This window comes from Massilia sp. CMS3.1, assembly GCF_051262535.1.
Taxonomy (GTDB): Bacteria; Pseudomonadota; Gammaproteobacteria; order Burkholderiales; family Burkholderiaceae_D; genus Telluria.
In genome coordinates this window covers 1-8,279 of sequence record NZ_JBIMES010000041.1, presented here as the reverse complement: position 1 = coordinate 8,279, position 8,279 = coordinate 1, and the positions used below count along the sequence as shown (strand labels likewise).

The 8,279-nt window shown below is 60.4% G+C and carries 7 protein-coding genes and 1 pseudogene; all 8 read right to left on the bottom strand.

The window, feature by feature from the left end; translation table 11 throughout:
- Positions 1-74: 74 nt before the first annotated feature.
- The 8 genes and pseudogenes from ACHAC9_RS24105 to ACHAC9_RS24070 all read right to left on the bottom strand — a co-directional run bounded on the left by ACHAC9_RS24105 (position 75) and on the right by ACHAC9_RS24070 (position 8,168).
- Complete coding sequence (locus ACHAC9_RS24105; RefSeq protein WP_435764290.1) at positions 75-1,223, bottom strand: MFS transporter; 1,149 nt, start codon at positions 1,221-1,223, stop codon at positions 75-77.
- A 147-nt stretch (positions 1,224-1,370) separates the two neighbouring features.
- Positions 1,371-2,825, bottom strand: coding sequence for an aldehyde dehydrogenase family protein (locus ACHAC9_RS24100; protein ID WP_435764288.1), 1,455 nt, complete (start codon positions 2,823-2,825; stop codon positions 1,371-1,373).
- A gap of 45 nt (positions 2,826-2,870) precedes the next feature.
- Positions 2,871-3,299, bottom strand: a pseudogene (locus tag ACHAC9_RS24095) (SDR family oxidoreductase); the annotation flags it as partial.
- 86 nt (positions 3,300-3,385) lie between these two features.
- Positions 3,386-4,840 carry an aldehyde dehydrogenase family protein gene (locus tag ACHAC9_RS24090; protein ID WP_435764286.1) on the bottom strand — a complete coding sequence of 485 codons (1,455 nt, stop codon included), beginning with the start codon at positions 4,838-4,840 and terminating at the stop codon, positions 3,386-3,388.
- Positions 4,841-4,885: 45 nt separating this feature from the next.
- On the bottom strand, positions 4,886-5,626 hold the full coding sequence (locus ACHAC9_RS24085) for an SDR family oxidoreductase (protein ID WP_435764284.1): 741 nt from the start codon (positions 5,624-5,626) through the stop codon (positions 4,886-4,888).
- Entirely contained in the window at positions 5,623-6,771 is a 1,149-nt protein-coding gene (locus tag ACHAC9_RS24080; RefSeq protein WP_435764282.1) for an alkene reductase, read from the bottom strand. Before ACHAC9_RS24080 ends, ACHAC9_RS24085 begins: the two co-directional genes overlap by 4 nt.
- Positions 6,772-6,781: 10 nt before the next feature.
- A complete protein-coding gene (locus tag ACHAC9_RS24075; RefSeq protein WP_435764280.1) occupies positions 6,782-7,468 on the bottom strand; it encodes a type 1 glutamine amidotransferase domain-containing protein in 687 nt (228 codons plus the stop codon).
- Positions 7,469-7,562: 94 nt separating this feature from the next.
- Positions 7,563-8,168 (bottom strand): TetR/AcrR family transcriptional regulator, encoded by a 606-nt coding sequence (locus ACHAC9_RS24070; protein ID WP_435764292.1) that lies wholly within the window; start codon positions 8,166-8,168, stop codon positions 7,563-7,565.
- Between the last annotated feature and the right edge of the window lie 111 nt (positions 8,169-8,279).

Sequence of the window (8,279 nt, the reverse complement as noted above, 5' to 3'; positions counted from 1 at the left end):
AAGTAGAAATTAACAGAAGAGGGTCGCTTTCCTCAAACGTGCCTGCCTGCCTGCCGTTTTGAAAAGGCTTTCCCTTAGGGACGACGAGCAGGGTTGAATTGGGTGGCTGTTTTGAGACCGAGCGGCCGCAGGAAAGGCGTTGTTGCTAGCATCACGCCACTCACCGCCATGATCATCCACACCGACGAGCCGAAGTCGCCGCTCGCATCGCGCAGTTGGCCGACGGCAAGCGGCCCGACGGCGGCAATTGTATAACTGACCAACATGACAAACGCATTCCAGCTACTGGTCTCTTCCGGTGTCGTCGTATTGTCCAGCGGCAGCATCATCGCTAGCGAGAACGCACCGCCGGTGCCGAATGCAATAATTGCTGCGACGATATACGCGGACAATGCGGAATGCATCAACACGATCCCGAGCAGCGCAATACCTGCGCTGGCGGCCAGCGACACGCGCCGGTCGTGATTGCGGCTTAGGAAACCGAACAGCGGATTGGCCAACATGAAAGCGACTGTGAAACTAGCGAGCACCAGGCCGGCGTCGGTGGCACTGTATCCCGCCTCAATCTGCATTGGCGCAAGCCAAGCGATGAACGCGTAAAACACAAAGTTATTGCAGGCGAAGAAGATGGCGATCAGCCACGCGGTGCGGCTGGCCCACGGCATAGGTATGCGCGGTCGGATGGGCGCGAGCGCATGGGGTACCGGCATACGCCTTGCCACAGTGATCCAGGCTAGCAAGCCCACCGTTGCGGGAAGTGCCCAGCCGCCCGCCGCATAGCGCCAGCCCGCGGCGACGGCGATCGGGCCAGTAGCGGCAGCCGACAACGTACTACCAAAGGCGAGCGAAGTAGCATAGAGGCTCATGAAAATTGCCGCCTGGCCTGGAAATCTCGCCTTGACGAAGCTAGCGATCAGGACGCCAGCGACAGCGACGCCCGCGCCGATGCCGGCAGTGGTGAGAAACAGGACGAGCGCGCTATCGGCAAAAGCTCGCATGGAGGTGGCGATGACAAGTAGAGCCAAGGCGCCAACGATGACACGGTCACGCCCGAAGCGCGCTTCGAGACGCGGTGCAGGCAGTGCCAACAGCCCCATCATGAGAGTAGGTATCGCGGTCAGTAGCGAGGCTTGGGTGTGACTCAAGCCAAATTCGTCGATGATCGACGGTAGCAGAGGACCGGCAGAGACAATTCCGGGCCGCAGTTGCAGCGCTACAAGCATAATACAAAGTATGGCCGCGCTCATCGTTAGCGGGGCAGCAAGCAAGGCTGGCCGAAGGGGCAGACCAGGGCGTGCGTTAGCGGAAGTAGTCATAGGAAGGCGTTCCAGGAAGTGGCAGTCCGGACTACGCCGGACCGCCGTGACAAATTACTTATGGATCAGGACAGCCTTTGGATTAGTGAAGAGCTGGCGGCCTTCTATGCCATGCTCGGTACCGAGGCCGGACTGCTTGTGGCCACCGAATGGAATGTCCACCCCCTGGGTGTGGATCTCGTTGACCCAGACCATGCCGGTCTCGAGTCGGTTGGCCACCGCAACAGCAGCTTTGGTATCGCGCCCCCACACCGAACCACCAAGGCCGAACGGGCTGTCGTTGGCGCGTTCGATCACGTCGTCGACATCATCGTAGGCGATGATCGGTACGATCGGACCAAACTGCTCTTCCTGAACGATCATCGATTGCTCAGGCGGATTGTCGATCACGGTCACCGGAATGAAGTAGCCGGGACTGCTTTCGTCGATCTCTCCGCCAAGGGCGATCTTGTAACCCTGGACCTTGATGTCATGCAGGAAGGTCTTGACCTTCTCGAACTGCATCTTGTTCTGCACCGGGCCAACAGTCACTTCAGGGTCCAGGCCGTCGCCCATTTTCTGGCGCACGGCGTAGTCAACGAAGGCCTTCACGAACTGCTGCTGGAACGAGCGGTGCACGTACAGGCGCTTGATGCCCACGCACCACTGGCCTGAGTTTCCGATGGCACCCCAGTACAGTTGCGGGATGATCGACTCCCAGTCGGCGTCCGGCAGCACGATGGCCGCGTCGTTGCCGCCCATCTCCATCGTCAGGCGCTTCACTGTACCGGCGGCTGAGCGGATCACGTGTTTGCCGGTCTCGGTCGAGCCAGTAAAGCTGATCTTGGCAATGTCCGGATGCGCTGTCATTTGCGGGCCCAGTTCATTGCCGCCCGAGACCACCGACAGCACGCCCGGCGGCAGCACCGATTGCGCGATCTGGCCGAAGCGCAGTGAAGTCAATGGGGTAAAGGGCGAAGGCTTGATCACCATGGTATTGCCGGTAATAAGAGCCGGGGCGACCTTCCACAGGGCCAGCAGCACCGGGAAGTTCCATGGCGTAATGGCGCCGACCACGCCCAGCGGGGTATGGTGCAACTCAACGATGTGGCTGTCGGTTTCTTCGATGATCTCGACCGGAATCGGGCGGTCGGCGATCTGGCGGATCCACGAGATCGACTGGTCGACTTCCGGTTCAGCCATGGTGCGCAGCGGCTTGCCCTGTTCGAGCGTGAGCAGACGGGCCAGCTCGTCGCGGTGCTCCTGCAGCGCGTCGGCATAGGCGATCAGGTACGCCTTACGCTCGGCGTGCTCAAGTCGCGACCAGCCTTTAAACGCTTTCTTGGCCGCGGCAATGGCCTCGTCGAGCTGCCCCGCCGTCGCGGCGGGCGCTTGGGCAAGGGTCTGGCCAGTGGCCGGATTGGCGACGTCGAAAGTCGCCTCGGCGGCGACCAGTTTGCCGGCGATGCTCAGGAAATAAGGACCGGCGAACAGACTTGCCGGATCGAGGGTATTGGTGTTATCACGCATGATCAATCTCCTGTTAGGTGATGATGAATGGCTGCCCATGCAGCCTCAGAATTCCTGCGCTGTTGGGCGTAGGACAATTTCGTTGATGTCGACATCGTGTGGCTGCTCTATCGCAAAGGCGATCGCTCGCGCTACCGAGGCAGCCGGGATAGCTTGGCGGTAGAAGTCGAGGACAGCTTCGGTGGCGCCGCCCGAAGTACTGTGTTTCAGGTCGCTTTCGACGGCGCCCGGCTCGATCGAGGTAACCCGTATCGCGGCACCGACTTCGTGGCGCAAGCCTTCCGAGATGGCGCGCACGGCGAATTTCGTGCCCGAGTACACCGTGCCGCCGGGCGCGAAGACCTTTAGACCGGCGACGGAACTGAGGTTGATGACGTGACCGCTGCCCTGCGCCAAGAAGCGCGGCAGGGAAGCAGCGATGCCGTATAGCGTCCCCTTGATGTTCACGTCGATCATCGCGTCCCATTCGTCGGTAGACCAGGGCGTGCGTTAGCGGAAGTAGTCATAGGAAGGTGTTCCAGGAAGTGGCAGTCCGGACTACGCCGGACCGCCGTGACAAATTACTTATGGATCAGGACAGCCTTTGGATTAGTGAAGAGCTGGCGGCCTTCTACGCCATGCTCGGTACCGAGGCCGGACTGCTTGTGGCCACCGAATGGAATGTCCACCCCCTGGGTGTGGATCTCGTTGACCCAGACCATGCCGGTCTCGAGTCGGTTGGCCACCGCAACAGCAGCTTTGGTATCGCGCCCCCACACCGAACCACCAAGGCCGAACGGGCTGTCGTTGGCGCGTTCGATCACGTCGTCGACATCATCGTAGGCGATGATCGGTACGATCGGACCAAACTGCTCTTCCTGAACGATCATCGATTGCTCAGGCGGATTGTCGATCACGGTCACCGGAATGAAGTAGCCGGGACTGCTTTCGTCGATCTCTCCGCCAAGGGCGATCTTGTAACCCTGGACCTTGATGTCATGCAGGAAGGTCTTGACCTTCTCGAACTGCATCTTGTTCTGCACCGGGCCAACAGTCACTTCAGGGTCCAGGCCGTCGCCCATTTTCTGGCGCACGGCGTAGTCAACGAAGGCCTTCACGAACTGCTGCTGGAACGAGCGGTGCACGTACAGGCGCTTGATGCCCACGCACCACTGGCCTGAGTTTCCGATGGCACCCCAGTACAGTTGCGGGATGATCGACTCCCAGTCGGCGTCCGGCAGCACGATGGCCGCGTCGTTGCCGCCCATCTCCATCGTCAGGCGCTTCACTGTACCGGCGGCTGAGCGGATCACGTGTTTGCCGGTCTCGGTCGAGCCAGTAAAGCTGATCTTGGCAATGTCCGGATGCGCTGTCATTTGCGGGCCCAGTTCATTGCCGCCCGAGACCACCGACAGCACGCCCGGCGGCAGCACCGATTGCGCGATCTGGCCGAAGCGCAGTGAAGTCAATGGGGTAAAGGGCGAAGGCTTGATCACCATGGTATTGCCGGTAATAAGAGCCGGGGCGACCTTCCACAGGGCCAGCAGCACCGGGAAGTTCCATGGCGTAATGGCGCCGACCACGCCCAGCGGGGTATGGTGCAACTCAACGATGTGGCTGTCGGTTTCTTCGATGATCTCGACCGGAATCGGGCGGTCGGCGATCTGGCGGATCCACGAGATCGACTGGTCGACTTCCGGTTCAGCCATGGTGCGCAGCGGCTTGCCCTGTTCGAGCGTGAGCAGACGGGCCAGCTCGTCGCGGTGCTCCTGCAGCGCGTCGGCATAGGCGATCAGGTACGCCTTACGCTCGGCGTGCTCAAGTCGCGACCAGCCTTTAAACGCTTTCTTGGCCGCGGCAATGGCCTCGTCGAGCTGCCCCGCCGTCGCGGCGGGCGCTTGGGCAAGGGTCTGGCCAGTGGCCGGATTGGCGACGTCGAAAGTCGCCTCGGCGGCGACCAGTTTGCCGGCGATGCTCAGGAAATAAGGACCGGCGAACAGACTTGCCGGATCGAGGGTATTGGTGTTATCACGCATGATCAATCTCCTGTTAGGTGATGATGAATGGCTGCCCATGCAGCCTCAGAATTCCTGCGCTGTTGGGCGTAGGACAATTTCGTTGATGTCGACATCGTGTGGCTGCTCTATCGCAAAGGCGATCGCTCGCGCTACCGAGGCAGCCGGGATAGCTTGGCGGTAGAAGTCGAGGACAGCTTCGGTGGCGCCGCCCGAAGTACTGTGTTTCAGGTCGCTTTCGACGGCGCCCGGCTCGATCGAGGTAACCCGTATCGCGGCACCGACTTCGTGGCGCAAGCCTTCCGAGATGGCGCGCACGGCGAATTTCGTGCCCGAGTACACCGTGCCGCCGGGCGCGAAGACCTTTAGACCGGCGACGGAACTGAGGTTGATGACGTGACCGCTGCCCTGCGCCAAGAAGCGCGGCAGGGAAGCAGCGATGCCGTATAGCGTCCCCTTGATGTTCACGTCGATCATCGCGTCCCATTCGTCGGTATTCACCTCGGCCATTGGACGGATTGGCATTAGGCCGGCGTTATTGACCACGACATCGATCCGGCCAAAGTCGGCGACGACGGCGGCGACCACTGCCTCGACCTGGCGCTTGTTGGTGACGTCGAGCTGATAGGCGCGAGCAGAACCGCCAGCAGCGGTGACCTGGGAGACCACGCCATCGAGCTTGTCCTTGCGGCGTGCGGCAATCGCCACCTTAGCGCCGCGTTCAGCCAGCTGCCGCGCTGCTTCGGCGCCGATACCCGTGCCGCCACCCGTGATCAGGATGACCTTTCCTTGAATGCCCTGGTTCATGCTGCTTCTCCTTCAATACTGGATAAGTACGTGGGGTAGTCGGTCAAACCGACTTCGGCGCCGCCGTACAGCGTGCTCGGGTCGAGCGCATTGAGCGGCCAGCCATTGGCAATGCGCTGTGGCAGATCCGGATTAGCGATGAACGGCCGGCCGAAGGCGATCAGGTCCGCCAGGCCCGCATTGATCAACCGTGCGCCTTTCTCGGCTGTGTAGCGGCCCGCGTACAGGATTTTTCCGCTGAAGGCCTCGCGCACAGCACGGCGAAATGTCGGCGGCAAGTCGGGCGCGTTTTCCCAGTCAGCTTCCGCAATCGACAGGTAACCGACACCGGCGCGTTCGAGCAAGGCGATGGCTTCCAGGTAGGTCGTATGCGGATCATCCTCGACCAGACCGATATAGACGCGGTCTTCATCGGTGCTCGAAAACAGAGGCGTGAAACGCACGCCGAGCTGCTCGGGTCCCACAACCGCGCCTACTGCCTGCACAATCTCGTCCAGGAAGCGCAGCCGGTTCGACAGCGAGCCGCCATATTCGTCGGTACGGTGGTTGGCGTGGGCCGAGATGAACTGGTTGACCAGATAGCCATTTGCGGCGTGAATCTCTACCCCATCGAAACCGGCCTTTAAGGCGTTGCGGGCCGCCTGCACGTACAGTCCAACAATCTCGCCGATCTCTGCAACGCTCAGCGCGCGCGGCACTGGCGGCTCAACCAGCTTGCCAGCACCGGGACCAGTTTCGATAAAGGCCTTGACGTTACGGGCCTGGATCGCCGATGGCGCGACTGGCGCGCTTCCGCCGGGCTGCAGGTCATGATGCGAGACACGGCCCACATGCCATAGCTGGGCGTAGATCACGCCACCCTCGGCGTGCACGGCCTCGGTGACCTTGCGCCAGCCGACGATCTGGGACGCCGTGTGAATACCAGGCGTCCACGCATAACCTTTTCCACGTGCATCGATCTGCGTGCCTTCGGTAATGATCAGGCCCGCGCCGGCGCGCTGACGGTAGTACTGCGCCATCAGGTCGGTGGCCACGTCGCCCGGTTGTCCAGCGCGCTGGCGCGTAAGCGGCGGCAGCACGATGCGGTTCTTCAGCTGATTGCCGCCTAAATACAGCGGCGCGAACAGGGCAGGATGATTCGACACGATGGTCCTCTCAGGCGGCGCGGGAGAAGGTGTCCAGCAGCTTGGCGGCTGTGGCCGCCGAGGAGCTTGGATTCTGCCCGGTGATTAACAGACCATCGGCAACGACATACGAACCCCAGTCGTCGGTGCGCGAGAAGATGCCGCCTTTCGCTTTGAGTTCATCTTCCACTAGAAACGGCACGATGTCGGTCAGTTCGACGGCGGCTTCTTCGGTGTTGGTGAAGCCGGTCACCTGCTTACCCTGAACCAACGGGGTACCGTCAGCGTTCTTGACGTGGCGCAGCACGCCAGGTGCATGACACACCAGCGCCACTGGCTTGTTCGCGGCGATGAACGATTCAATCAGCGCGATCGAGTTCTTGTCTTCGGCAAGGTCCCACAGTGGGCCGTGGCCGCCTGGATAAAACACGGCGTCGAAGTCCGCTTGCGAGACGCTGTCCAAGCGCACGGTATTGGCGAGCTGCTCTTTTGCGGCCGAATCGGCTTCGAAGCGGCAGGTCTCGTCGGTTTGGAAACCTGGTTCGTTACTTTTCGGATCAAGCGGCGGCTGTCCACCTGCGGGCGAGGCCAGCACGATCTTCGCGCCGGCTTCTTTCAGTGCGTAATAAGGGGCAGCCAGCTCTTCGAGCCAGAAACCGGTCTTGCGGCCTGTGTTGCCGAGAGTGTCATGCGAGGTCAGTACGATCAGAATATTCATGGTAAAGCTCCTTAGTGGTGTTTTTAGTAGACCAGTCGTATACTAAGTGTTTCGAAAAAAACGCTCCGGGGGAAGCGTTCGGTCTTTGTCCTGCTTAGCGGGCTAGGTGAAGCATATACTCTGTGGTAGTCATGGCAGCGTCAAACGGTGAGGTATCGCGCGCAATCTTGACCATGATACTGGCGCCGAGCCAGAGCTGATACAGGCTTTCTGCTATTTGCTTCGCATTGCCCTCTGGCATGATCGATCCGTCAGCGACGCCTTCCTCGATAGCGCCGGCCAGGCGGGCCACAATGCCCGATGTGCCTTGTTTCAAAGTCAGACGCATCGACTCAGACAGGTCGGCCACTTCAGCCCCAAGCTTGACGGCCAGGCATTTGCCCTCGCAGTCTTCGAAAGACTGGTTCGAGCGCCATTCATGGAAGTAGTTCACTATCCGCTCAGCCATTGTCAGATTCGGCTGGCGGAGCGTGACGTCCATCCCGGCCAGGTAATCCTCGAAGTACTTTGCCAGCAGGGCTTCACCAAACGCGTCCTTCGAGCCGAAATAATGATAAAACGATCCCTTCGGAACTCCAGCCGCTACGAGGATTTCGTTGAGCCCCACGGCCGAGAAACCCTTTCCGGCCATGATCCGTTGCCCGACCGCGACAATATTGCTACGGGTGTCAGAAGTATCAGTTGTGAGTGCTTTAGCCATGAGTCCATCATAAAACAAATCAGACCGGTCGTCTACGGATTTCTTCAGGTTCTTTAAAAATTTTTTTAAATTCATCTACTCCGTTAGCAACCGACTCATTTCGGACGACGA

Excerpts from the sequence above, each read along its gene's own strand:
- ACHAC9_RS24105 (WP_435764290.1), bottom strand. The coding sequence starts at position 1,223 with ATGCTTGTAGCGCTGCAACTGCGGCCCGGAATTGTCTCTGCCGGTCCT.
- ACHAC9_RS24100 (WP_435764288.1), bottom strand. The coding sequence starts at position 2,825 with ATGCGTGATAACACCAATACCCTCGATCCGGCAAGTCTGTTCGCCGGT.
- ACHAC9_RS24090 (WP_435764286.1), bottom strand. The coding sequence starts at position 4,840 with ATGCGTGATAACACCAATACCCTCGATCCGGCAAGTCTGTTCGCCGGT.
- ACHAC9_RS24085 (WP_435764284.1), bottom strand. The coding sequence starts at position 5,626 with ATGAACCAGGGCATTCAAGGAAAGGTCATCCTGATCACGGGTGGCGGC.
- ACHAC9_RS24075 (WP_435764280.1), bottom strand. The coding sequence starts at position 7,468 with ATGAATATTCTGATCGTACTGACCTCGCATGACACTCTCGGCAACACA.
- ACHAC9_RS24070 (WP_435764292.1), bottom strand. The coding sequence starts at position 8,168 with ATGGCTAAAGCACTCACAACTGATACTTCTGACACCCGTAGCAATATT.